The organism is Luteibacter yeojuensis (genome assembly GCF_011742875.1).
Taxonomy (GTDB): Bacteria; Pseudomonadota; Gammaproteobacteria; order Xanthomonadales; family Rhodanobacteraceae; genus Luteibacter; species Luteibacter yeojuensis.
Genome location: NZ_JAAQTL010000001.1, coordinates 148,297 through 171,051, shown reverse-complemented (window position 1 = coordinate 171,051; position 22,755 = coordinate 148,297). Strand labels below are relative to the sequence as shown.

Sequence of the window (22,755 nt, the reverse complement as noted above, 5' to 3'; positions counted from 1 at the left end):
CTCAGCGCTTCATCGGCTTCGGCGCCCCTTTCATTTTCTGCACGCCGGCGGGCAGCGCGAAGATGCCGTCCGGGATGGGCTCGAAGGAAACCGCGGTCGCTCGCCACTCGTAATGACGCCGGCCGACATCCTCGCCGCGCATTTCGAGCAGGACACCCGTCTCCTTGTCGATCCATAGCGTCCCGCTGTCGGTGCCATCCGGGCCTCGGCCGCCAGCGTTGCGATAGGCCCAACCCGCGGCGCGGTGTCCCAACAGCATCTTGCCTTCCGCATGGCTACAGGTGGCGAGCATCCGGGTGCACGGCGCGTCCAGGTCGTAGACGATCGGTTTGGGGCTCGCCTTTCCTCCTAACGGCAGGGCCACGGGTTGATCGTCCACCACCATCCAGCTCGTCTTGCCATCGCCCCAGGTGGTGCCGTGGTGGGAGCCGGCGTCGATGTCCACGCGGATACGTTCGCCTTTCTGCCGGATGGTGAACGCCGTGCCCCGCCGTCCTTCTTCCTTGCTCACATAACGATAGCCGTCGCCCACGCCGATCGCGGAGACGGTGTACGACTTCTCCTCCGCCGCATGCGCCATCGGGATCGCCAGGGCGAGGAGACAGCTTGCCGATATCGCCCGTATCACGGACCGCCCGCCAGGTTGCCCGCATCCGTCACCGGCGACTGCATGCGCACCATCGCCGTGGACTGGATGGGCAGGCTGTAGACCACCCTTCCCCGCGTCGCCGACCGGATCAGGTCGCGTTTCGCGGGACCGCCGAACGCCTGGAAGGCGGCCAGCATGCGATCGATGACCGGCACGATGAGCGGATAGTCGTAGGTCACGCGGATCTTCAACAGGTTCGCATCCTGCACGGACACACCGGCCGCGGACGCGTTGCGGAAATAGAGGCTGTCGTTCGGCAGGGCCTTCTTGCCGTCGTATTGCGTCTGCTTCAGCCCCTGCCAGGCCGCACGCGTGGGCGCGAGCACTTCGATCTTCGCGGTGCCGAGCAGGATGTCCTTCTTCGCATCGAGGAAGGCCAGTGCGGCACCCGCCTTGCCGGGGTTACCGGATGCCGCCGCATACAGGGGTGCCAGTCCACGGGCGAGACCCTCCCGCAGGCTTGCCTTGCTCGCGCCGTGCACGGCACCTGCGCGCGCGGCCTCGAGTGCCGCGTAGTCGACCGTCGCCTTTGCGCGATAGAACAGGATCGCCTGGAACAGGCCCAGCAAAAGGAACCCGAAACCGAACATGGTCACCAGGAATTCCGTGATGGACTGGCCGCGCTGGCGACGGGACATCATGGCGATTTCCCGGCCTGTGGCGTCGTCGACACCGCCGCCGGTTCGTCTTCGATGTTCGCGATGCGCCGGGCGAGGTCGGCACTCGACGCTTCCAGGGCCTTGTCGGTATTCGCGACTTCCGAACTCGCCAGCATGGCGGCCTGCGCCTGCTTGAGCCTCACGATGCCGAGGTTGTGCCAGGCACGGGCATGCGTGGGCATCAACTGGAGCACGTGCTGGTACGCGGCCACCGCTTCGTCGGGCTGTTGCAGCCGGAAGCGTGCGTTCCCCAGGCGGAACCATAGTTCCGGATCGTCCGGCATGGACTTGACCACGCTGTCGTAGAGCGTGGCAGCCTGGCGCATGTCGCCGCCCGCATAGGCCTTGGCCGCCTGGTCGGCTGTCGCCAGCACCGTGTTCATCCTCGTCTGTGGCGACCGGGTATCGCCTCGATGGCCGCAGCCGGTCAACGCGAGCAGGCATGAAAGCGCCGCCACGGGAATGCCAGGTTTCACGATGCGCGCCATATGCACGGGTCTCCAGGGTTGAGTACGAGCGCGCGCAGCGCACCGGCGGGTAGTTCGAGCGTCTTGGACGCGCCGCGCGCAGCGCGTGCGCGCCACGGCGGAACGCTCGCGCACGTGCGCAGGAGACGGTCCTGCGCGTCGAGGAAAACGAGATCGATCGGGTAGCGCATCCAGAAGGTGTGCACGCTCCCGCACGGTTCGAGCAGGAGCCCCTCGCCCTCCCCCAACGCGCGCCGGCCCAGCAACCCGCGCGCACGGTCCCACCATGCGCTGGCACGCCACACGCGCGGGACGATGCACGTGTCCCCGAGGTAGATGCCGCCGAGCTTCACAGGATGCCCTCCTGTTTCATGCGCAGGAAGATGAAGTACCCGAGCACCAGGAAGATCAGCGGGAAGAAGAACATGACCAGCGGGAACATCATCTTCACCGGGGCTTCGAGCGCGAGCTTCTCGGCACGGAGGAAACGCTCCTCGCGGCGCTGCGACGCCTGCGCACGCAGCGCGAGGCCGAGGCTGGCACCCACGCGATCGGCCTGGATGAGCGTGCCGGTGAAACTGGAGATCTGGTTCATGTCCATGCGATCCGCCATGCGCCGCAGCGCCTCCGCCCGCGGAAGGCCCGAGCGCAGGTCGCGAAGCAGGCGATTGAATTCCTGGTTCAACGGACCGGCGGGCCCCTTGCGCGTGGCCTGCTCGATACCGCCGGTGATATTCAGGCCCGCCTCGATCGACATGATGATGAAATCGAGGAAGGTCGGCAGGTCGCGGACCACGATCCGCTGGCGTTTCCTGCGCCGTTCGCCCAGCCACATATCGGGGTAGTACCAACCCACCGCGAAGGAGACCGCCACCATGCAGAGCACCGGCACGAGGCCCAGGTCGTCGAGCATGAACAGCACCAGGAAACCGAGCATCGCCACGATGAACACGGCGGCCAGCCGCAGGCCGTAAAGCTGCTCGGGTGTCAGGACGAAATCCTGTCCGGCCGATTGCAGCTTCTTGTGCGCAGGCTCCAGCTGGTTGGGCGAGAGGTGCGGGCCGATCAGGTTGGTGGCGAGGTTCACCAGGGGCCAGATCAGGCGCAGGCCGAACGGCAACGGATCCTGGTAATGCCTGTCCTGTTGCGGCACCTCTCGCATGAAGCCGTTGATGCCCCAGAACGCCAGTCCCACCGCGCCACCGACGCAGACGATCAGCACGATCAACATCGCGCTCATATGTCGATACTCATGATCTTCCGGCACATCCGGTAACCGAGGAACTCCATCACCGCGGCGATGCCCATGACGATCCATCCCATGGGCGTGTGATAGAGGTCGTGCATGGTGTCGGGGTAGGCCAGGCTCAGGAAGGCGATGAGCCCCACCGGGAGCAATGCCATCACGATGCCCTGCAGCCGCCCCTGTGCCGTGAGCGCCTTGACCTTCCCCTCCATGATGAGGCGACGGCGCAGGGTGTCGCTGAGCGAGGCCATGCTTTCGGCGAGGTTGCCGCCGACATCGCGCGAGATCGCCACTGCCGACACGAACAACGTGACGTCCTGGATGGGCACCCGGGTATTGAAGTTCTCCAGCGCCTCGTCAGGCTTCACGCCCAGGCGCTGCTCGCGGAGGACGAGCGCGAATTCCTGCGCCAGCGGCGGGTCGATATCGCGCGACAGCCCCTCGAGCGCCGGAGCGAAGCCCAGCCCCGCCCGCATGCTGCTGGCTACCATCATCAGGGCATCGGGCAACTGCTGCTGGATGCGGTCTATGCGCCGCTGGCGCAGCAGCGTGTAGATCTTGCGCGGCAGGAACACCAGGCCGATCACCGTGAGCGCCGCGAAGAGCAGGTTGCCGGTCAGCAGCCAGACGAGGATGGGAACGATCGCGAGCGCGGCGGCGTTCACGTAGAACAGCCGCTTCGGGTCCATGAACATGAACATGTCCGACAGGTTGAAGCGCGCCTGCTCGGTAAAGGTCTCGCGATAACGCCCCCAGAACACGGCGGAGACACGGGTGAGCACGTAGCCGAGGCATGCCGTGCAGAGGAACACCGCGGCGATGAAGGGAAGGATCTGGCCGTTCACGACCCCTCCCCCGCGCCGCGGAAGATCGAAAGGTCCACGGGCACGCCACTCTCGGCCAGTTCCTCGTAGAACTCCGGCACGGCGCCGGTAGGCGAGAACTCGCCCCTCACCTTGCCGCCTGGGCCGCCCTGGTCGCGCGCACGGAAGGTGAAGATGTCCTGGGTCTGGATGGTGCCCGACTCGATGCCGGTGATCTCGCTGATGTGGGTGATCTTGCGCGAGCCGCAGGGGAACCGCCGCTGGTGGACGATCAGGTCGAGCGCGGACGATATCTGCTCGCGCACCACCACCATGGGCAGGTCCATGCTCGACATGAGCACCATCACCTCGAGACGCGAGAGCGCGTCGCGCGGGGAGTTGGCATGCGCGGTGGTCATGGATCCTTCATGGCCCGTGTTCATCGCCTGGAGCATGTCGAGCGCCTCGCCGCCGCGGCACTCGCCGACGATGATCCGGTCGGGACGCATGCGCAGCGCGTTGCGCACGAGGTCGCGGATGGCGATGAGGCCCTTGCCCTCGAGGTTCGGCGGCCGTGCTTCCAGACCGACGAGGTTTGGCTGGTTGAGCCTCAGTTCGGCGGCGTCCTCGATGGTGACGATGCGCTCGTTGTCGGGGATGAAGTTCGAGAGCACGTTGAGGAGCGTCGTCTTGCCCGAACCGGTGCCGCCGGTGACGACCAGGTTGCGGCGCTCGCGGACGGCGACCTGCAGGAACTCGAGCATGCGTTCGTCGATGGACCCGAAGTTGAGCAGGTCCTCGCCCAGGAGACGCCGTTTGGCGAACTTGCGGATGGACAGGCTGGGTCCGCGCAGCGCCACGGGGGGAATGACGGCGTTCACGCGCGAACCGTCCTTGAGGCGCGCATCCACCATGGGCGAGCTTTCGTCGATGCGCCGGCCCAGCGGCGCCACGATGCGTTCGATGGCGGCGAGCACGGCCTTGTCCGAGGTGAACACCACGGGAGATTCCTCCACGCGGCCCGACCGCTCGATGAAGATCTGGTCGGCCCGGTTCACCATGATCTCGGTGACCGAGTCGTCGTCCAGCAGGTCTTCCAGCGGCCCGAGGCCGATGGCCTCGTCGAGTACTTCCTTGGCCAGGCGGCGGCGGTTGATCGTGGCCGGGAGATCCGCGAACTCGCGGGCGATGATCTCGTCGATGAGCTCCGACGTCTTGGCGCGCAGGTCCGCGTCGCTCATGCCGTGCACGTCGACGCGGCGCAGGTCCATCTGCCGCACCAGCGAGGCATGGACGTCGAGGCGGTAGTCCTTGAGGCTCGGGCCGGCGGGCCGCACCGGCACCACTTCCTTCGACTCGGTCGTTTTGGGGACCGCCACCGGACGCAGGGGGGCATCGTTACCGGCCACCTTGGTCGCACCCGGCGGAGGCGACGACGCGGCCGCCTCGTCCATCATCACGCGGAGCCGGTAACCGCCGATGACGACGATGTCGTCCCTGCACAGCGGTCCGTGCGCCTCCTTGATCTTCTCGCCGTTCACGGTCACGGTCGCGCGACTCGCGAGGACCTCGATGAACACCGCCCCGTTGCGGACGCGAAAGGCCGCATGCTCCGCGGCGATGTTCCACCCCTGCAGCATCACGAGGTTGCCCTCGCTCTTGCCGATGCCGCAATTGTCGTTGAGGCAGCGGACCTGTCGCGTGTCGCGGTTGGACGTTTCGATCAGTACTTCGAACATGGTTCCTACCTCAGTCGACGATGTCGGCGCCCGCCGTCTGGCGCAGATCGTTCTTCAGCTGCTCGCTGCGGTCGACGAGCGCGCGGTTCCGCTCCGATTCGGGGTCGATCACGTGGGGCGTGACGAAGATGACGAGCTCGGTGCGGTTCGCCTGGAAATTGCGCGAGCGGAAGAGTGCGCCGAGGACGGGGATCTGGCCCAGACCCGGCACCTTGTCGAAGGTCTTCGTCGCATTGGCGTCCACCAGCCCGGACAGCACGATGGTCTGCCCCTCGTGCACGTTCATCTCGGTATTGGTGCGCCGGGTGAGGAACGCCGGGTTCCCCAGCACCGTGATGGTGGGATCGATCTTGCTGATCTCGGTTTCGATCTTCGCGGAGATGTCGCCACTCGCGCTCACGATGGGCTCGATGTGCATCTTGATGCCGTAAGGCTTGTACTCGACGTCCACGTTGCCGAAGCCGGAGGTGGTCGCCACGGGAACCTCGCCACCCACGAGGAAATCCGCCGCACCGCCGCTGCGGGCGCTCAGTTGCGGCGTCGCCAGCTCCCACGCATTGCCCGTCTGCATGGCCAGGTTGATGCGCGAGGTGATCGACGTGGCGATGCCGAAGTAGCTCTGCGTGCCGGACAGGTTCCCGATCCCGGCGAACTGGTCGGGCCTCACGTTGAAATACGGATTGGTCTTCCAGTCGCGGATGAGGCCGCCGCTCGGACCGTTGATCTGGGTATCCCACTGGATGCCGATCTCGTCCATGGTCTTCTTGTCGAATTCCATGATGCGGGTTTCCATGAGCACGGTCGGACGCATCTCCACGGCATTGGGCGAGGCGAAGACGAGGATCTGCGGGTAGACCTTCTTGAGCTGGGCGAGCTTGTCCATGTCCCCGCTCGACAGATTGTTGCCCGTCACCACCACGTTGCCGCCGACCTCGTTCACCCCGAGCGACGACACGTCGCCCATGATCGAGCGCACGGCCTCGGCGACCTGCGCGGTATTCCCCTGGACGACGTGCACGGGGACCGTCTTCTGGCTCCCGTCCGTCATCCACAACTGCACGGACGTATCGCCGGGCTGGTTGGCGATCATCACCACTTCGTGGGTGCCCAGCACCTTCACGTCCAGGAGGTCGCCGCTTCCCACCGCCACGCGTTTGATGGACCCCGTGACGCTATGTACCACCGCCTGGCCGGCATAGAGGTTCAGGCTCTCGGGCATCGGCGGCGCATCGGCCGCGAGGGCGATGCCGGCCATCAGTCCCAGCACCGCCGTGACGGCGCCCCGCCATTTCCGGCGCGGCGCGCGCGCAAAACATGACATCGCTTCCATGACTAGCTCTTACCCCCGATGATGTATTCGATTCCGGATGTCTTGCGTGCCGGCCGCGAAAGGCGAAGCAGGTCCGCCTTGCTGAGCGACGAGAGGTTGAACGGCTCCTTCGTGTCGGCCTGGCGGAGGATCACGCGCAACTCCCCGGCCTTGTTCGCCATGGCCAGGCGCTGCGCATCGTGGGGACCCAGTTCCAGCGTGAGGTTGGAGTAGTTGGCGGACTGCCCTTCGCTCTGCTGCACGCCCTTTGCGTGGTGGCCGGTGGCCAGCACCAGCACGTTGCCGAGGAGCGGCATGATCCGCTGGTTCTGGTCGTCGTTGGCGAGCATGAGGAGGATGTCCACATGATCGCCGGGAACGATGAGTCCGGAGACCGAATTCGTGTCGTCCACGGAAATGGTGGTCGCCACGTCGCCCGGGTTGATGATGCTCGAGAAGTGATCGGCGACGAGGTCCAGCGACGCCACGGACAGCGGCACGCCCTTGGCGACCGGTGCCCGCAGCTGTTGCCCGACGTACTGGCCGTAGGTATCGGGGGTGATCGCATCGGCGGGCACCAGGTCGACCGGCACGTCGCGTACCGAGAGGTCGTCCTCCCCGAGCATCTCGCCCCTCTCGATGTTGCGGACCGGGACCACCACCGGCTGCGTCCTGGCCTCCGCCGGCGTGCGCGCGGCCACCTGGTTATTGACGTATTTCACGGCGAGCAGGCTCGCCAGTATGCCGAGCCCCAGGGCCACGACCACGAAGAGCAGATTGCGATTGATACGGGGCATCCGTTTTCCTCTAGAACCACGACGCTGACAGGGTGTAGACGAAACTCGCGTACACGTCCCTGAGCGCGTCGGCGAGCTGTTTGATGACGTTGGGGTTGGCCACGAGGACGATGACGACGAACGTCGCCACCACGATGTACTCGATCATGGCGCTGCCACGTTGCGAGCGGGCGTTGAGCCTCCTCATTTTTCCTCCGTGATGTTCGCGACGATGTTCGACAGGCCGTTTCCCGGTGTGACCGTGATCATCGTCGTCGAGGCCCCTTTCTCGTAGGCGAGCATGCAACCCGCTACGGTATCGCCGCAGGTGTTCGCCTGCGCGGGCCGCCAGCCCGTCGCCGCCATGTGCTCGCGATACCACGAGATGTTCTGCGCCACCGAAAGGCGGTTGACCATGGCGAGCGTCCGCACGTTGTGCGGATCGTCGGGATAGCTGATGTCGTTGACGACCGTGGTGGCGGAAGGCCTCGCGAAGCCCTCTCCGATGGGCTGCGGACGCGTGCCGGGTGGAGGCACGCGCACGATGCCGACGTCGCCGCGGCTTCCCTCGCCGTCGGGACGCACTTGCACGGTGACATAGAAGTCGCCGTCCTTATGTCCCAGCACGTCCCACCCGTTGACCGTGTCCCTGACCCAGTCGCCCTTCCACTCCCGCTTGAACCATTCAAGCAGGGCGTCGGGCTTCATCGCGGAGCGGAAGATCTCGCTGCGCATGTCGCTGCCGTTGAAGATCATGCGGGGGGCCGTGCTCGCCATCACCGTGCCATCGGGCATCGCCACGCTGGGCCACGACTCCGCGCCCGCGCAGAGAGGGACGAAGAGGAGGGCCGCAAGCCATCCACGGAACCTAGCGGCGGACATCTTTCACCAGGCGGTCGGACGGAACGATATCGGGGGCGGTCTTCCCCGGCACCCAGTCGTTGATGCCGAAGAACGTGCCGATGAGCGGAATCTTGTCGATGATGTTCGTGGCGTCGTGGATGCCCTCGAGCAGTCCGTCCGGCAACGCCGATACGGGCGACAGCGGCTTGACGGTGTGACGAACGGTCCTCGCCACGTCGTTCTCCCCTTCGCCGTCCGCGTTCTCCCCCGGACCGCGCGCATCCCATGTGTCGGCGAGCAGCACGGTCTTTCCATGGAAATCGAGATCGAGGCGGTCGAGCGGATCGAGGAAATCCAGCGCCTGCCCGTCCTTGCCGCGAATGCGCTCGGTGCGTGTATTCACTTCGGCCGTGATGTAGCCGCGGCGATCCGGTGGGATGCCGTCCAGGCCGATGGCCCCGCCGATCGATCCGAGCTTGTCGATGAGCTTGGTCGCGGGAGCCGGCGATTCCGTGTTGGTGTATGCGGTGAGCTTCACGCTCGGCGCGAGGACGAGATCGCGGCCGGCGAAGGTCTGGAGCATCGGATCCTTGAGCTTCGACGGCGTCCCCTCTCCCGTCCGCAAGGTCTCGCTGCCGTCGCCGTGATGGTGCAGCCGCATGCGTGCCTCTTCGGTGGCGATGGCTGGAAGGCCGCCGTTGGACTCCACGATCTTCGGGCTCACCGAGGCGTCCCAAGCGGCCGTCCGGGCCGATGCCTGCGCCTCCTGGCGCACGTGCATGTATTTGCCCAGGAGACTGACGAGAAGGAACATGGGCACGATGACGATGCACGCAATCGCCATCTCGGTCAGGCTCTGACCGCGTTGATGCGAGCTCCAGCGTCGATGCATGCCCATGTCGCTCTCCTCAGTCGGACGCGGCGATCCGTGCGCCGCTGGGGACGGCGAACGTGGATTCGTCGGCGGCCTTGCCCACGGTGAAGCTGTCCGTCTGGACGGCCCAGCCGAAACCCGTTGACGGGGGCGTGGCTTGCAGCACGATCGCCCCGTCGGATGTGATCCCATCGCCGTCGAGGGCGTTGATGCCGGCACGCGAGAAGCCCCACTTCGTGCCGCCTGTCCAGACGCAATACCGGTCACCCGTCGGCGCCGTCCAGCTCTCGCAGCGCTGGCCCTGCACCTGGCTTTCGCCTCCCCGCTTCCATCCGGTGGCGCGGGCCGCGGCGTCCAGGTCGCCGTCGTCCACGGCCTCGCGCGGCTGCGGCGCGCCGAGGTCCTGCACGTCGCCCTGGTTGGTCGCGAGGTCGATCCGGTAGGACTTGCCGTCCGCCGTCTGGATCTCCTGCTCGCCCGAGTGCACAAGGCGGAACTGACATGGCGCGGTAGCGTCGACCTTCCACGCGTCGATGCGCCTGCTCGCGCGCTCGGCTTCGATGGTTTCCACGAGCTTCTTCCGTCCGATCTTCGCCACGTCGCCGGCCGGCACCGGGGTGGTCGGCGTGCCCGCCGCCTGGCAATCCGCCAGCATCTGCCGGTATGTGGCCTCTTCCTGCGGTCGGCCGCCCGAAAGCATGACGATCGTCTGCTCGAGGTGCACCGAGGGCATGTCGCCCGACGAAGTGCTGCCGCCATCGCCATTGCCGGAAGAAGAGCAAGCCGTGGAACCAAGCGCCAGCGCGGCGGCGGCGATCGCATAAACCGGGGCGAAGCCAACTCGATACTGCATCAAAACATCCTTTCTTCAGGGGATCATGTCGGCGCCGAAGACTTCCGTCCTGGCGATGGCGGGCGTGTCGACGAGGCGTGCCTGCCAATAGGGGCTGAACAGGCTGCCGAGTTCGCGATAGTTGTCGTCGGACGTCCGCGGAAACAGTTCGTGTGGGCGGCTGAAGAACACCTGTGCCGAGGACAGTGCCGTCATCTTGTTGTTCTGCGCCTTGTCCGGCGCACTGATGTCGACGAACGATCCATCGCCCGGCCCGCCCATGTGCGTGTTGCTGCTGGTATCCACATCGGCCATGCCCTGCTCCACCAGCACGGTGAAATAGGGGCCCACCTTGAGATCGACGTTGTCGTTGTCGTAGGTACGGCTGGCGTATTGCCTCGACGTGTCGTTGGCGACGTCGTTGTAGCTCTGCAGTCCGTTGTAGCCGCGCAGGATCGCCGCGCTGGCCTTGGGTGTCGCCGGGCTCTTCAGCACCATCTGCGCCGTGGCGCCCGCCCTGCTTTTCGATGCGTTCAAGGCATCGCCATAGGGCTTGTAGGTGGCGTGGTCGGACGGGTAAGGGGCCTTCCAGCCTCTCCCGCCGTTGATGCCGGGCTGGGCCAGCCGCCTGAAGTCGGTCGACATGCCGTACTTGATGGCGGCCGCGCCACCCCACGCGATGGGCACATTCTTCTTGATGACGAATGGAATGTGGAAGTAGAGATTCATCGTGTCCACGGCGACCCACCGGTTGTATCCGACCAGATCGGTGCCGCCCTGGCGATGCAGGAAGAACATGCTGTGGCTGCGATCCTTCGAGAACCCGTCGCGCGCTTCCATCACCACGTTCTCGAAGCGGTCGGCATCGGCGGTCCGGCGCGGCTGCCGTGTGCTGGTGGAATTCGGGACCCGGTAGCGGCGGACGAAGGAGCGCGCCGAGAGCATCTGCGATTCGAGCAGGACGAGCGACTTCGCGCTGAGCGAGGCGGGCTTGTCGTTGCTTCCGCTCGCACCCGTCGTGTTTGCCTTGATCACCGAGTTGACGACGAGGGGAATCTCGACCGCCTGCTCCGCGAGAAGGAACTCGCTCGCGCCCGAGTAAGCCACGTTGGCGCCGCTGAGCACCGAGATGAGGCCCGAAAGCGCCGGCTGCATGGCATCGCGGGTGGATTGGAGGACCGACTTCACTTCATTGAGCGCCGTCACCGCTTCCTGCAACGCGGCGCCGATCTCGGCGCCCACGATGGTGATATCGGCAATGATGGCAATCACCTGCACGACGTCCTTCGCATTGCGCGCGCCGGTGATCACGTAATTCATGTAGGAGTGCAGGCTGACCATCTGCGCGACGGCGACCTCGTTCGCCACCTGTGCGCGGTTGAGATACGCCACCATGTTGTACGCGCGGGCCTGCTGCACGGCAGCGCTGTATGCGGCCGCATCGGCCGTGTTGTTGAGCTGGACCTTCTTGTTGACGACCTGCCCGGTATTGAACAGCACGAGCACGCCGATGCAGAACACCAGCATGCAGATGCATGCAAGGATCAGCGCCTGGCCCTTCGCCCGATGAAATCCGATGCGGCAAAACGGAAGCTGCCGGTGGCCTGCAAAGCCGGACCGGGTCCTGTCGTTCGTTCGCATTGTCCCTCCCGCGATTCGAGATGAACCGTCGCCCCCACGGCGAGCCGGTCCGCCCTATGGCCCGCCGACGGGTGCCGAGGCACCGCGCCGGCGGGCTGCCAAGAAACCGGGCGTTATTTCGCGGTCTTGTTGTCGTAGTTGGCCAGGCCCTTCTGCTTGCCTGCCTTGCCTTCCGACGCGGCTTTGCCTGCGGACGATTCCGCATCGCCGATGCTGGCCGTGGCCTTGTGGCCGGAGAGTTCCTGGGCCATGCCGCCTACCTGGGCACGGACAGTGCCGCCGAAGTAGGTCACCGCGCCGATCGCTGCGATCGCGATCAATGCCGTGATGATGATGTACTCGGTCATGCCCTGGCCGCGTTGACGGACTCGGATACCGTGACGAACGGTGCACTTCTTCATATTTCGGTCGCTCCATGGAATGGATGAACCCCGAAGGGGTCTGGCGTCTTATCGCTCCAGCGTGACCGTCCCCCTGTAGGACATCGTCCTCCACGCCACCCAGCGGCCCCGACATCTCACTGATTTCCCCCGGGACCTGGAGCAGGAAACTACGAGAACTTTCTCACTCAAAGGTGACAACCACCGAGTTTTATTCAGTCATAGTTCAGAATAATCAACTTCATATCATTGGATGCTCTCAACGATATCAATCGGTTAGCGCTGAATTGCGCAGTTTCTAGTCAACAATTGTCAAGGCCGTTGTTGCCTTCAAGAAACAACGAAACCGTCCGATATTCCTCCCTCTTGTCAACATTGGATTTCAAACGGAGTAACTCATGGGTTACAGGTCCCCGGTGTTTGCCCTGCCGTTCGCGCTCCTCGCCTCCTCGGCCGCCTGCGGCGCGGACATACCGAAGAGCCACGACCATCCGCTGGTTTCGCGCTTCAAGGGTGCGGACATCGTGGGCTTCAGGGAGGCGGATTTCGGGCGCGCGAGCCTGCCTTCCGGGCCGGGAGAAAAGCACATCGAGGCCTCGGGCCGGATGACCGACATCGTCTATCGGATCCCGCAGGGCAAGAGCGCCGTCGAGGTCCTGGAGAACTACCGTAAGGCTTTTGCCGCCGCGGGATTCGAGTCTGCCTGGACTTGCGGCCCCGGCACGCGGGACGGCGGCTGCGGAGGCTTCCGCTTCGCCGGCGATCTCGCCGATCCGGTCATCGCGACGCTGGGCGGCGACAGTACGACGATGACCGACCTGCTCGACGCCACCAACAACCATGTCAGCTATGTACTCGCGACGCACCGGCACGGCGGCGGTGCAACCACCGTCGCGCTCATGGTGTCCCAGGACGACGACCAGCCGGTGGGTGTCCTGCTACGCGTGATCGAAGCCACGGAGATGGCCCAGGGCCAGGTAAAGGTCGATGCCGACGCGATGACCTCCGCGCTGCGGGCCAACGGAAAGATCGCGCTGTACGGACTTCACTTCGCCACGGACAGCGCGACCATCACGGCGGATTCGAAGGCCACATTGTCGGAGATGGCGAAGGCATTGAAGGCGTCGCCGGGACTCAAGGTCTTCATCGTCGGTCATACCGACAATACCGGCTCGCTCGCGCACAACGAAACGCTTTCGCAGGAGCGCGCGGCCGCCGTGGTGCGGAGTCTCGCGAAGGATTACGGCGTGGCTGCCGATCGGCTCGCGGCGAAGGGCGTCGCTTCGTATTCGCCGGTCGCTGCCAACACGAGCGACGCGGGGAAGGCGCAGAACCGCCGCGTCGAAATGGTGGCGCAGTAACCGGGCGCCCTTCCTTCGACTGAAAAAGTAGTACATATTCACAAGGAGGTCGACGTCGAGAGGATAGTCCGAATGCACGATTCCACCCTCACCGGCCGCCGGGGTTTTCTCCAGGCGTCGGTTCTCGGGGCGATGGTGTCCCTGCTGCCCGCGGAGAAGGCCGGGGCCGCGGCGAAGCCGGAAGCCGCCGCCGTCTTTCCGCAGGCGCCCCTCGCGCCGCAGCCCTTCCAGTTGCTTCCCGCCGGCTCGATCCGCCCGACCGGCTGGCTTCGGCGCCAGCTCGAGATCCAGGCGGAAGGACTCGGCGGCCGGGTGGACGAGACCTGGGCCGACCTGGGGCCGCACAGTGGCTGGTTGGGCGGTAACGGGGAATCGTGGGAGCGCGGTCCCTACTTCGTCGATGGCCTGCTGCCCCTGGCATGGCAACTCGACTCGCCGAAACTAAAAGCCAAAGCCCAACGCTTCATCGACTGGACGCTCGACCATCCCTGGCCCAACGGCATGTTCGGGCCGACGTCGAACGACGACTGGTGGCCGCGCATGGTCATGCTGAAGGTGCTGACGCAGTACCAGGAGCTGACCGGCGACGCGCGCGTGCTGCCCTTCATGACGCGTTATTTCCATTACCAGCTGGGCGCATTGCCGGAACGGCCGCTACGCGACTGGGGACGCATGCGCTGGCAGGACGAGGTGGCCTCGGTTCTCTGGCTTTATTCGCGCACGCAGGACCCGAAACTCCTCGAACTGGCCGCACTGCTGAAAAAGCAGGGTTACGACTGGCAGGGCATGTTCGCCGAATTTCCTTTCCGGGAAAAAACCGACGCGAAGCTGGTCGAAGCCAAAGGCGGCAAGAACGCCTTCATGGAGGACGATGGATTGCAGGTGCATGGCGTCAATGTCGCCCAGTCGCTGAAGGCGTCTCCCGTCTGGTCGCTGGTTTCCCGCGACGCGAACGATCGCGCCGCCATCCACCATCAGCTGGCGCAACTCGACACGTATCACGGCCTGCCCAACGGCATGTTTTCGGCCGACGAGCATCTGGCCGGGCGCAGCCCTTCGCAGGGCATCGAGTTGTGCGCGGTCGTGGAGGCCATGTACTCGCTGGAAACGGCACTCGCCATCACCGGCGACGCCGTCCTCGGCGACCGGATCGAACGCATCGCCTACAACGCGCTGCCGGCCGCCTTCACCGACGACATGTGGGCTCACCAGTACGACCAGCAACCCAACCAGGTGGAATGCAGCCTGCATCGAAGGCCATGGACAACGAACGGACCCGAGGCGAACCTGTTCGGTCTCGATCCGCACTTCGGCTGCTGCACGGCCAACTTCCATCAGGGTTGGCCGAAGCTGACGGCGAGCCTGTGGATGGCCTGCGCGGATGGTGGCCTTGCGGCGACCGTCTATGCCCCCTGCCGTGTCGGCACCGTGGCGCGGGGCGTGCCCATCGAGATCGAGCAGGAGACCGACTATCCGTTCCGGGACGAGATCGTCATGACGCTGCGCCCGGCCTCGTCCGTGGCGTTTCCCCTGCGCCTGCGCCTCCCGGCGTGGTGCCGCTCGCCTTCGGTGAAAATCAACGGCGAAACGGTGAAGGCGATGCCCGGGGAAGGCTTCCTCACCGTGGAACGTCGTTGGGCGGCGGGTGACAAGGTCGAGCTTTCGTTCCCCGCCGACGTCGTCACCGAAACAGGCTTCAACGACTCTGTCAGTTTCAGTCGGGGTCCGCTGGTTTTCTCGTTACCGGTCGGCGAGGCCTGGGTCAAATGGCGCAAGCGCGGCCTCACCAACGACTGGCAGGTGTACCCGACCTCGGCGTGGAATTATGCCGCCGGCGACGCGGGCACCGTGGAACGGCATCCGGTCGGCGAGCGCCCCTTCGCGGGCGCGACACCGGCGATGACGCTCACAGTAAAGGCGCGGCTGGTGGCGTGGAAAGCGGAGGAAGGCGCTGCCGACCCCGTACCGAAGAAACCCGCAATGGAAGACGAGCCATACACCACCCTGCGCCTGGTGCCATACGCCGGCGCCAAACTGCGCATTACGTCGTTTCCCGCATTGGCCTCGTGAGACGACAGCGGCGCACTGCCATAACGCAAAACGCCCCTTTCGGGGCGCTTTGCGTAACTGGCGGAGAGTGAGGGATTCGAACCCTCGATAAGGCTTTTGACCCTATACTCCCTTAGCAGGGGAGCCCCTTCGGCCTCTCGGGCAACTCTCCGTGTAACGAGCCAGCAAGGATACTTTGCCTTGCTTCGGCCGTAAAGCTTTTACTGGTCGTCCCCGGAATGGCCGGCCGGATCGTTCTCGTTCTTGATGCGCTGGTAAATTTCTTCGCGGTGAACCGCGACGTTCTTCGGCGCATTGATGCCGATGCGCACCTGGTTACCCTTCACACCCAGAACGGTGACGGTCACCTCGTCGCCGATCATCAGGGTTTCACCGACCCGGCGGGTCAGAATCAGCATGATTGATACTCCATAAAATCAGGTATTGGCTTCCCCACCAACGACAACCTCACCCCGAGTGCTTGCCGTCAATGGATCGACGTTTCGACCATCGAAGGCCGATCTGCCTTCCCCGGCTCTAGTTGTGTGTGTCGCTGACCAGCTGTCCTGCCATCGCGATCCGTAGGATCGATGCCGAAGGATGCTTTCGACATTCGGATGATACTAGCCGAGCCAAACCGGGGGACGCAACGCACGAATCCCCGAATACGTGCATCGGAGCGCCCTTCTGGCACCCCGACGACGATCCCGGCCACGTTTCGTTCAGCGCAGGCGCGCTTCCACCCAGGCCGGGATACCGGCAAGGATGCCCGGCAGGGCCGGACTGTCGAGGCCGCCGCCCTGCGCCATGTCCGGACGACCACCGCCCTTTCCTTCGATGCGCGAGGCGACCTCGGCCACCAGGTCGCCGGCCTTGACCTTGCCCAGCGCGGCGCCGCCGACGCCCGCCACCAGCGAAACCCGGCCATCCACCGCGCCCGCCAGGACGATCGCGCAGTCGCCCAGCTGCTGCTTCAGCACGTCCATGCTGTCGCGCAGCGACTTGGCGTCCAGGCCTTCCAGGCGGGCGGCCACCACCTTGATGCCCGCCACGTCCACTGCCGAGGCCGCGAGGTCGGCGGACGCCGAACTGGCCGCCTTGGCCTTGTACGATTCGATCTCGCGTTCCAGTTTCTTCTGGCGGTCGAACAGCTGGCGCAGCTTCTCGATCACGTCGCCGCCGGTGGCCGCCAGCAGGCCTGACACTTCGCCCAGGATGCGCTCCTCGTCGGCGACGCGAGCCATGGCGCCGGCACCCGTGACCGCCTCGATGCGTCGCACGCCGGCCGCGACACCCGACTCCGAGACGATCTTGAACAGGCCGATATCGCCCGTACGGGAAACGTGGGTGCCGCCACACAGTTCGGTGGAGAAGCCGCCCATCTTCAGCACGCGCACCTCGGCGCCGTACTTCTCGCCGAACAGTGCCATGGCGCCGAAGTCGATCGCCTCGTCGTAGCCCATGTGGTGGACTTCCGCCTGCGCATTGCGACGGATCTCGTCGTTGACCATGCGCTCGATCTGGGACAGCTCTTCCGGCGTAACTGCCTTGAAGTGGGAGAAATCGAAGCGCAGGCGCTCCGGCGCCACCAGCGAGCCTTTCTGCGTCACGTGCTCGCCCAGCACGGCGCGCAGCGCCGCGTGCAGCAGGTGCGTGGCCGAGTGGTTCAGGACCGTCGCCTGGCGCTGCGCGGCGTCGACGGATGCCGCGACGGCGCCCCCCTTCTCCAGCGGCGCCGAACCCTGCCAGGTGCCGAAGTGGGCGAAGAATGCACCGCCCACCTTCTGGGTGTCGGCCACGGCAAACAAACCTGAGGGATTGCTTAGCGTACCGGTATCGCCCACCTGCCCACCGGACTCGGCATAGAACGGCGTGCGGTCGAGCAGCACGAATGCATCCTCGCCGTCGGCAAGCCGATCCACGGCCTTGCCTTCGCGGACGATGGCCAGCACCCTGGCGTCGGTGAGGTCGAGGTCGTCGTAACCGGTGAAAACGGTGGGCGCCAGCGCGCTGGCCACCTCGGCCGGAAGCTGCGCCTTCGTCGCGAACTGGCTGGCCGCGCGGGCCCGCGCGCGCTGCTCGCCCATGGCGCGCTCGAAGCCTTCCATGTCCACGCTCATGTCGCGCTCGCGGGCGATGTCGGCGGTGAGATCGACCGGGAAACCATAGGTGTCGTAGAGGCGGAACGCATCCTCGCCGGGGATGATCTGACCCGACTTGGCGGCGATATCGTCGAACAGGCGCATGCCGTTCTCGAGGGTTTCGCCGAACCGCTCTTCCTCCGTCTTCAGCGCCTGCTCGACGAAGGACTGCTTCGCGGCCAGCTCGGGATAGGCCACGCCCATCTCCGCGACGAGCGGCGCCACCATCTTCCAGAAGAAATCGCCACGCACGCCGAGCATCCAGCCGTGGCGAAGCGCGCGGCGAATGATGCGGCGGAGCACGTAGCCGCGCCCTTCGTTGGACGGCAGCACGCCATCGACGATCAGGAAGGAACAGGCGCGCACGTGATCGGCGATCACGCGCAGCGATTTGTTCGCGAGGTCGGCGGTGCCGGTCAGGCGCGCCGCTTCGGCGATCAGGTGCGCGAACAGGTCGATCTCGTAATTCGAGTGCACGTGCTGGAGTACGGCCGCCAGGCGCTCGAGGCCCATGCCGGTATCGACGCAGGGTGCCGGCAAGGGCGAGAGCGTGCCGTCCGGTGCGCGGTCGAATTGCATGAACACGAGGTTCCAGATCTCGATGTAGCGGTCGCCGTCCTCGTCCGGCGAACCGGGCGGGCCACCGGCCACGTCCGGACCGTGGTCGTAGAAGATCTCCGTGCAGGGACCGCAGGGGCCGGTGTCGGCCATCTGCCAGAAGTTGTCCGACGCGAACGGTGCACCCTTGTTGTCGCCGATGCGCACGATGCGGTCCGCGGGGATGCCGACTTCCTTGTGCCAGATGTCGTAGGCCTCGTCGTCCGTGTGGTACACGGTGACCCAAAGGCGTTCCGCCGGCAGCTTGTAGATGTCGGTCAGCAGTTCCCAGGCATAGCGGATGGCGTCGCGCTTGAAGTAGTCGCCGAACGACCAGTTGCCCAGCATCTCGAAGAACGTATGGTGACGGGCGGTGTAGCCGACCGCGTCGAGGTCGTTGTGCTTGCCGCCTGCACGCAGGCAGCGCTGCACGTCGGCCGCGCGGACGTAACCCGGCTTCTCGCTGCCAAGGAACACGTTCTTGAAGGGCACCATGCCCGAGTTGGTGAACAGCAGCGTGGGGTCGTTCGACGGCACCAGCGATGCCGAGGGCACGATGGTGTGGTCCTTGGAGCGGAAAAATTCGAGGAAGGTCGAACGGATGTCGGCTGTTTTCATGAGCGATCGTGGCTTCGGAGCGGCGAGGCTGTCGCGGGGGACGCTCCGTCCAGAATCAAGGCTCGCTGCCTTCAGTCGTCGTCGGCGTCTTCCGCATCGGCGTGGGTAAGAACACGTACTGTGGCGGCGGCGAAGCCACGACGCAAGAGGAATTGCGCCCTGCGGGCTCTTTCGGCGGGATCGGCGACCGGCGCACCGTAGCGCCGGCGCAGCTGCTGGGCGGCCAGCACGTCCCAATCGACTTCCGCCGCGTCGACCAGCTGGCGGATGGTGGCGTCGCCGAGACCCTGGCTGCGCAGCTCGGCGCGAATGCGGGCGGGCCCATAGCCCTGTCCCACGCGGCTGCGCACCAGCGCCTCCGCGAATCGGGTGTCGTCCTGGTAGCCCTGGTCGCCCAGCCGCTCCACCGCGGCCGCGGATTCGTCGCGCGCGAAACCGCCGCGCTCGAGCTTCTGCGCGAGTTCGCGGCGGGAATGTTCGCGCCGGGCCAGCAGGCCAAGCGCCTTGTCATAGGCGGTACGGGTCGGGCGATCGGCCTTCCGATCGCCCTTGCCCTTGCCAGGATCAGACTTCCTCGAGCGCATCCTGCTCGGTGTCGCTGGCCACCGCGCCGTCGCCCTTGCCCGGCTTCACCAGCAGGCGGGCACGCAGTTCGGTGTCGATCTCGTTGGCGATGGCCGGGTTGTCGCGCAGGAACTGGCGGACGTTCTCCTTGCCCTGACCGATCCGATCGCCCTTGTAGCTGTACCAGGCGCCGGACTTGTCGATGAGGCTCTCGCGCACACCCAGTTCGATGATCTCGCCTTCGCGCGAGGTACCTTCGCCGTAGAGGATTTCGAACTCGGTCTGGCGGAACGGCGGTGCCACCTTGTTCTTCACCACCTTCACGCGGGTTTCCGAGCCGATGACCTCTTCGCCCTTCTTCACCGCGCCGATGCGGCGGATGTCGAGGCGCACGGAGGCGTAGAACTTCAGCGCGTTACCGCCGGTGGTGGTTTCCGGGCTGCCGAACATCACGCCGATCTTCATACGGATCTGGTTGATGAAGATGACGAGGCAGTTCGACTTCTTGATGTTGGCCGTGAGCTTGCGCAGCGCCTGGCTCATGAGGCGAGCATGCAGACCCACGTGGGAATCGCCCATCTCGCCTTCGATTTCGGCCTTCGGGGTGAGCGCGGCGACCGAGTCGACCACGACCATGTCCACGGCGCCCGAACGGACCAGCATGTCCGCGATCTCCAGGGCCTGCTCGCCGGTATCCGGCTGGCTGACCAGGAGGTCGGCGACGTTGACGCCCAGCTTCTCGGCGTAGCTCGGGTCGAGGGCGTGCTCGGCATCGACGAAGGCCGCCGTGCCGCCGTCGCGCTGGCAGGAGGCGATGGCCTGCAGCGTCAGCGTGGTCTTGCCCGAGGATTCCGGACCGTAGATTTCGACGATGCGGCCGCGCGGCAGACCGCCGATGCCGAGGGCGATATCCAGGCCGAGCGAACCGGTCGACACGGTGTCGATCTGGTCGTCGACGCGGTCGCCAAGACGCATCACGGCACCCTTGCCGAACTGCTTTTCGATCTGGCCGAGCGCGCTCGCCAGCGCCTTGCGCTTGTTGTCGTCCATCGTGAATTCCAGTCTCGTGTGTAGGTGAGTATCTTGCCCGACCGTGGTCTCAGGGGCTGCGATCCGCAATCGCCAAGTTTGCCATAGCCGGCCCCGATCAGCCCTTCAGTTCGGCGGTCATTCCAACAAGCGCCGCGGCCACCGTCTGCCGTCGGACCGCCTCGCGATCCCCGTCGAAATGATAGAGCCGCGCGTGAGCGTAGCCCCCGCGGCGTTTCCAGCCGATCCAGACCGTGCCGACGGGTTTGTCCGGTGTGCCGCCCGACGGGCCCGCAATGCCGGTGACCGCCACGGCCACGCCCGCACCATAACGGGCGAGCGCACCGGAGACCATTTCCAGCACCGTTTCCTCGCTGACGGCGCCTGTGCGTTCGAGCGTACGCGGGTTGACGCCGAGCAGTGCCTCCTTCGCGCTGTAGCTGTAGGAGACGACGCCTGCCTCGAACCAGGCTGAACTCCCTGCCAGGTCGGTGAGGGTCTTCGCGATCCAGCCACCGGTGCACGACTCGGCCGTGGCGACCATCAGGCGTCGCTCCTGCGCGGCCTCGGCGACCTCCCGGGCCAGGTCGTCGAGCTGGGCGTCGGTGGGGATGGAGTCGGCAGTCACGGGCGGTCCTTGGGCAAAGAGAGAAGTTCTACTCCCGGCTCCCCGCGATGTCGATGCGCTTCTTGCACACGAGGATCGATTGTCAGCACACCTGACTGGCGATACAATTTCAACATTCAGTTGCTCACATGGACTCGTTATGGGTGCCGTTTTTGTCGAGATGACATCGCGCACACCGTTGGAGAAGACACAGCATGATGCGTATTTTCGGGCCGCTGCCGCTTCCAGCCCATCGTCTCGCCGGTCGAGGATCAATGGGCGAGTCCGCCTGCTCCGCGCGGCACCCCCTCACCCCTTCGAAAGGCCAAAACCCCTCGCCGGCAGATCTACGCCTGGATCAGCATTCCAGAAGCGTTTAGGTCCGAGCCAAAGACCGATGGGGCATGGAAAGTCATCCCGAGGTCGCTCGACCGACACGCTGAACGGAAAGCCTTTGCTTCGATAGGGACATACATGATGGTTACCATTGCAACCTTAACGAGCCATATGCGTATTCGGCAGAATCCGTATCCGGTTCGCACTCGCTCCGCGAAACCCGTCAAGACTTTGACGCGTTTCAGGCATATTACATGCCCACAATGTGTGACAAGTGTCGCAAAAACGGCCGTATCAGGTCCTAGTCAAAAAACAGTTGTTGCGTTACCTTTACGCCGCGGACAGGGTCCGCATAAGGGGTGGGGAATCCAAAGGCTTCGGTAGACGCAACTTTAGGTAGGCGATCTGTGATCGCCACCGAAGGCGTACGGCCATTCTTCGCTGGCACGTAATGCAAGGGCGCCCTTGGCGCTTGTACAGGATGTTGTATGGATGATTTGCATTTCGCTCGAGGCCGTGCCGGCTCGAGACTGGCTCCGGCCAGGGGTAGGACATCCGCCAGCGGAACTTCCGCCGCGGCTTCTCCGTCGGGAACGACCCTTTCCCGACCTTCCAGCTCAAACCTTTTTCCGGCTGTTTTAAACGCTACGCCTCGCGGCGAGGCCCCATCGCGCCCGTCGCCGCTGCTCCATTGCCTATCAATGACTTATGAGCCACGCGTGAAAACACACCTGTCTTCGAAGCTCTGCGCTCTTCTCGTTATCTCGCTGGCCACCCTTCTCTCGGGCTGCGGGACGCCGTCGGCCAAGGACTTCGGTGGTCGCTGGCGACCGATCAATCGTTACGACGACAAGCCTGTCGAGATCCCGCTCGCCGTGCCGTACACCTATTACGCCGCGCCCATGGACGGCACGCTGAAAACGATGCTGACGCGCTGGACGAACGACACGGGTACCAAGCTCTCGTATCGCCTGCGCTCCGACTTCACCCTGCCCAAGGCTGCCGCGGACATCCACACCTCGGAGGTCCGCGATGCCATGAGCCAGTTGAGCGCGATCTTTGCGCAGCAAGGGGTGACGGTGGTCGTGGATGGGCCTGAAATCGTCGTCGAGGAGACCAGCAGCATCGTGCCGTCAGCACCGGCCGCTACCGGACCCTCATCCACTCCGGACAAACAGCCGCCGATCGCGCAAGCGACGGGCAAGGCTGACGTCGCCGCGCCCCAGACCCGCTAA

23 protein-coding genes and 1 tRNA gene are annotated in these 22,755 nt (G+C 65.2%); 3 read left to right on the top strand and 21 right to left on the bottom strand.

Annotation, left to right across the window (positions count from 1 at the left end; all coding sequences use genetic code 11):
• Position 1: 1 nt before the first annotated feature.
• The 15 genes from HBF32_RS00765 to HBF32_RS00695 all read right to left on the bottom strand — a co-directional run bounded on the left by HBF32_RS00765 (position 2) and on the right by HBF32_RS00695 (position 12,185).
• Entirely contained in the window at positions 2-580 is a 579-nt protein-coding gene (locus tag HBF32_RS00765) for a hypothetical protein (RefSeq protein ID WP_166697735.1), read from the bottom strand.
• A 44-nt stretch (positions 581-624) separates the two neighbouring features.
• On the bottom strand, positions 625-1,290 hold the full coding sequence (locus HBF32_RS00760) for a TadE/TadG family type IV pilus assembly protein (RefSeq protein WP_166697734.1): 666 nt from the start codon (positions 1,288-1,290) through the stop codon (positions 625-627).
• On the bottom strand, positions 1,287-1,796 hold the full coding sequence (locus tag HBF32_RS00755) for a tetratricopeptide repeat protein (protein WP_166697733.1): 510 nt from the start codon (positions 1,794-1,796) through the stop codon (positions 1,287-1,289). The genes HBF32_RS00760 and HBF32_RS00755 overlap by 4 nt, the downstream gene beginning before the upstream one ends.
• Entirely contained in the window at positions 1,781-2,128 is a 348-nt protein-coding gene (locus tag HBF32_RS00750; RefSeq protein ID WP_166697732.1) for a DUF192 domain-containing protein, read from the bottom strand. Before HBF32_RS00750 ends, HBF32_RS00755 begins: the two co-directional genes overlap by 16 nt.
• Positions 2,125-3,015, bottom strand: coding sequence for a type II secretion system F family protein (locus HBF32_RS00745; protein ID WP_166697731.1), 891 nt, complete (start codon positions 3,013-3,015; stop codon positions 2,125-2,127). Before HBF32_RS00745 ends, HBF32_RS00750 begins: the two co-directional genes overlap by 4 nt.
• Positions 3,012-3,866: a type II secretion system F family protein gene (locus HBF32_RS19570; protein WP_338039718.1), complete on the bottom strand. Its 855-nt coding sequence runs from the start codon at positions 3,864-3,866 to the stop codon at positions 3,012-3,014. The genes HBF32_RS00745 and HBF32_RS19570 overlap by 4 nt, the downstream gene beginning before the upstream one ends.
• Positions 3,863-5,563 carry a TadA family conjugal transfer-associated ATPase gene (locus HBF32_RS00735; RefSeq protein ID WP_166697730.1) on the bottom strand — a complete coding sequence of 567 codons (1,701 nt, stop codon included), beginning with the start codon at positions 5,561-5,563 and terminating at the stop codon, positions 3,863-3,865. Before HBF32_RS00735 ends, HBF32_RS19570 begins: the two co-directional genes overlap by 4 nt.
• Before the next feature lie 10 nt (positions 5,564-5,573).
• The gene (locus HBF32_RS00730; protein WP_166697729.1) at positions 5,574-6,893 is read right to left on the bottom strand and encodes a type II and III secretion system protein family protein; all 1,320 of its coding nucleotides are present in this window, start codon (positions 6,891-6,893) and stop codon (positions 5,574-5,576) included.
• 2 nt (positions 6,894-6,895) lie between these two features.
• Complete coding sequence (gene cpaB / locus HBF32_RS00725; protein ID WP_166697728.1) at positions 6,896-7,669, bottom strand: Flp pilus assembly protein CpaB; 774 nt, start codon at positions 7,667-7,669, stop codon at positions 6,896-6,898.
• Between the two features lie 10 nt (positions 7,670-7,679).
• Positions 7,680-7,856: a hypothetical protein gene (locus tag HBF32_RS00720; RefSeq protein WP_166697727.1), complete on the bottom strand. Its 177-nt coding sequence runs from the start codon at positions 7,854-7,856 to the stop codon at positions 7,680-7,682.
• Positions 7,853-8,449, bottom strand: coding sequence for a hypothetical protein (locus HBF32_RS00715; RefSeq protein WP_166697726.1), 597 nt, complete (start codon positions 8,447-8,449; stop codon positions 7,853-7,855). The genes HBF32_RS00720 and HBF32_RS00715 overlap by 4 nt, the downstream gene beginning before the upstream one ends.
• Before the next feature lie 67 nt (positions 8,450-8,516).
• Positions 8,517-9,383: a TadE/TadG family type IV pilus assembly protein gene (locus HBF32_RS00710; RefSeq protein ID WP_166697725.1), complete on the bottom strand. Its 867-nt coding sequence runs from the start codon at positions 9,381-9,383 to the stop codon at positions 8,517-8,519.
• Between the two features lie 16 nt (positions 9,384-9,399).
• Entirely contained in the window at positions 9,400-10,218 is an 819-nt protein-coding gene (locus tag HBF32_RS00705; protein ID WP_166697724.1) for a hypothetical protein, read from the bottom strand.
• A 15-nt stretch (positions 10,219-10,233) separates the two neighbouring features.
• The gene (locus HBF32_RS00700) at positions 10,234-11,838 is read right to left on the bottom strand and encodes a pilus assembly protein TadG-related protein (protein WP_166697723.1); all 1,605 of its coding nucleotides are present in this window, start codon (positions 11,836-11,838) and stop codon (positions 10,234-10,236) included.
• 113 nt (positions 11,839-11,951) lie between these two features.
• The gene (locus tag HBF32_RS00695) at positions 11,952-12,185 is read right to left on the bottom strand and encodes a pilus assembly protein (protein ID WP_240147771.1); all 234 of its coding nucleotides are present in this window, start codon (positions 12,183-12,185) and stop codon (positions 11,952-11,954) included.
• 431 nt (positions 12,186-12,616) lie between these two features.
• On the opposite strand from HBF32_RS00695, the gene HBF32_RS00690 reads away from it, so the two are divergent.
• Positions 12,617-13,579: an OmpA family protein gene (locus tag HBF32_RS00690; RefSeq protein WP_166697721.1), complete on the top strand. Its 963-nt coding sequence runs from the start codon at positions 12,617-12,619 to the stop codon at positions 13,577-13,579.
• Positions 13,580-13,651: 72 nt separating this feature from the next.
• A complete protein-coding gene (locus tag HBF32_RS00685) occupies positions 13,652-15,649 on the top strand; it encodes a beta-L-arabinofuranosidase domain-containing protein (RefSeq protein WP_166697720.1) in 1,998 nt (665 codons plus the stop codon).
• Between the two features lie 58 nt (positions 15,650-15,707).
• Here HBF32_RS00685 and HBF32_RS00680 read toward each other — a convergent pair.
• The 6 genes from HBF32_RS00680 to HBF32_RS00655 all read right to left on the bottom strand — a co-directional run bounded on the left by HBF32_RS00680 (position 15,708) and on the right by HBF32_RS00655 (position 21,205).
• Positions 15,708-15,800: transfer RNA gene (locus HBF32_RS00680), tRNA-Ser, on the bottom strand.
• 49 nt (positions 15,801-15,849) lie between these two features.
• Complete coding sequence (gene csrA, locus HBF32_RS00675; protein ID WP_072323041.1) at positions 15,850-16,047, bottom strand: carbon storage regulator CsrA; 198 nt, start codon at positions 16,045-16,047, stop codon at positions 15,850-15,852.
• Between the two features lie 303 nt (positions 16,048-16,350).
• A complete protein-coding gene (gene alaS / locus HBF32_RS00670) occupies positions 16,351-18,984 on the bottom strand; it encodes an alanine--tRNA ligase (RefSeq protein ID WP_166697719.1) in 2,634 nt (877 codons plus the stop codon).
• 71 nt (positions 18,985-19,055) lie between these two features.
• Positions 19,056-19,568, bottom strand: coding sequence for a regulatory protein RecX (locus HBF32_RS00665; RefSeq protein ID WP_166697718.1), 513 nt, complete (start codon positions 19,566-19,568; stop codon positions 19,056-19,058).
• A complete protein-coding gene (gene recA, locus HBF32_RS00660; protein WP_166697717.1) occupies positions 19,549-20,598 on the bottom strand; it encodes a recombinase RecA in 1,050 nt (349 codons plus the stop codon). The genes HBF32_RS00665 and recA overlap by 20 nt, the downstream gene beginning before the upstream one ends.
• Before the next feature lie 97 nt (positions 20,599-20,695).
• Complete coding sequence (locus tag HBF32_RS00655) at positions 20,696-21,205, bottom strand: nicotinamide-nucleotide amidohydrolase family protein (protein WP_166697716.1); 510 nt, start codon at positions 21,203-21,205, stop codon at positions 20,696-20,698.
• 1,034 nt (positions 21,206-22,239) lie between these two features.
• Between HBF32_RS00655 and HBF32_RS00650 the strand changes: the two genes are divergently transcribed.
• Positions 22,240-22,755 (top strand): hypothetical protein, encoded by a 516-nt coding sequence (locus HBF32_RS00650; protein ID WP_193570309.1) that lies wholly within the window; start codon positions 22,240-22,242, stop codon positions 22,753-22,755.

Excerpts from the sequence above, each read along its gene's own strand:
- csrA (WP_072323041.1), bottom strand. The coding sequence starts at position 16,047 with ATGCTGATTCTGACCCGCCGGGTCGGTGAAACCCTGATGATCGGCGAC.
- HBF32_RS00730 (WP_166697729.1), bottom strand. The coding sequence starts at position 6,893 with ATGGAAGCGATGTCATGTTTTGCGCGCGCGCCGCGCCGGAAATGGCGG.
- HBF32_RS00685 (WP_166697720.1), top strand. The coding sequence starts at position 13,652 with ATGCACGATTCCACCCTCACCGGCCGCCGGGGTTTTCTCCAGGCGTCG.
- HBF32_RS00720 (WP_166697727.1), bottom strand. The coding sequence starts at position 7,856 with ATGAGGAGGCTCAACGCCCGCTCGCAACGTGGCAGCGCCATGATCGAG.
- HBF32_RS00760 (WP_166697734.1), bottom strand. The coding sequence starts at position 1,290 with ATGATGTCCCGTCGCCAGCGCGGCCAGTCCATCACGGAATTCCTGGTG.
- HBF32_RS00745 (WP_166697731.1), bottom strand. The coding sequence starts at position 3,015 with ATGAGCGCGATGTTGATCGTGCTGATCGTCTGCGTCGGTGGCGCGGTG.
- HBF32_RS00735 (WP_166697730.1), bottom strand. The coding sequence starts at position 5,563 with ATGTTCGAAGTACTGATCGAAACGTCCAACCGCGACACGCGACAGGTC.
- HBF32_RS00765 (WP_166697735.1), bottom strand. The coding sequence starts at position 580 with ATGGCGCATGCGGCGGAGGAGAAGTCGTACACCGTCTCCGCGATCGGC.
- HBF32_RS00705 (WP_166697724.1), bottom strand. The coding sequence starts at position 10,218 with ATGCAGTATCGAGTTGGCTTCGCCCCGGTTTATGCGATCGCCGCCGCC.
- cpaB (WP_166697728.1), bottom strand. The coding sequence starts at position 7,669 with ATGCCCCGTATCAATCGCAATCTGCTCTTCGTGGTCGTGGCCCTGGGG.
- HBF32_RS00755 (WP_166697733.1), bottom strand. The coding sequence starts at position 1,796 with ATGGCGCGCATCGTGAAACCTGGCATTCCCGTGGCGGCGCTTTCATGC.
- HBF32_RS00695 (WP_240147771.1), bottom strand. The coding sequence starts at position 12,185 with ATGACCGAGTACATCATCATCACGGCATTGATCGCGATCGCAGCGATC.
- HBF32_RS00710 (WP_166697725.1), bottom strand. The coding sequence starts at position 9,383 with ATGCATCGACGCTGGAGCTCGCATCAACGCGGTCAGAGCCTGACCGAG.
- recA (WP_166697717.1), bottom strand. The coding sequence starts at position 20,598 with ATGGACGACAACAAGCGCAAGGCGCTGGCGAGCGCGCTCGGCCAGATC.
- alaS (WP_166697719.1), bottom strand. The coding sequence starts at position 18,984 with ATGAAAACAGCCGACATCCGTTCGACCTTCCTCGAATTTTTCCGCTCC.
- HBF32_RS00700 (WP_166697723.1), bottom strand. The coding sequence starts at position 11,838 with ATGCGAACGAACGACAGGACCCGGTCCGGCTTTGCAGGCCACCGGCAG.
- HBF32_RS00665 (WP_166697718.1), bottom strand. The coding sequence starts at position 19,568 with ATGCGCTCGAGGAAGTCTGATCCTGGCAAGGGCAAGGGCGATCGGAAG.
- HBF32_RS00690 (WP_166697721.1), top strand. The coding sequence starts at position 12,617 with ATGGGTTACAGGTCCCCGGTGTTTGCCCTGCCGTTCGCGCTCCTCGCC.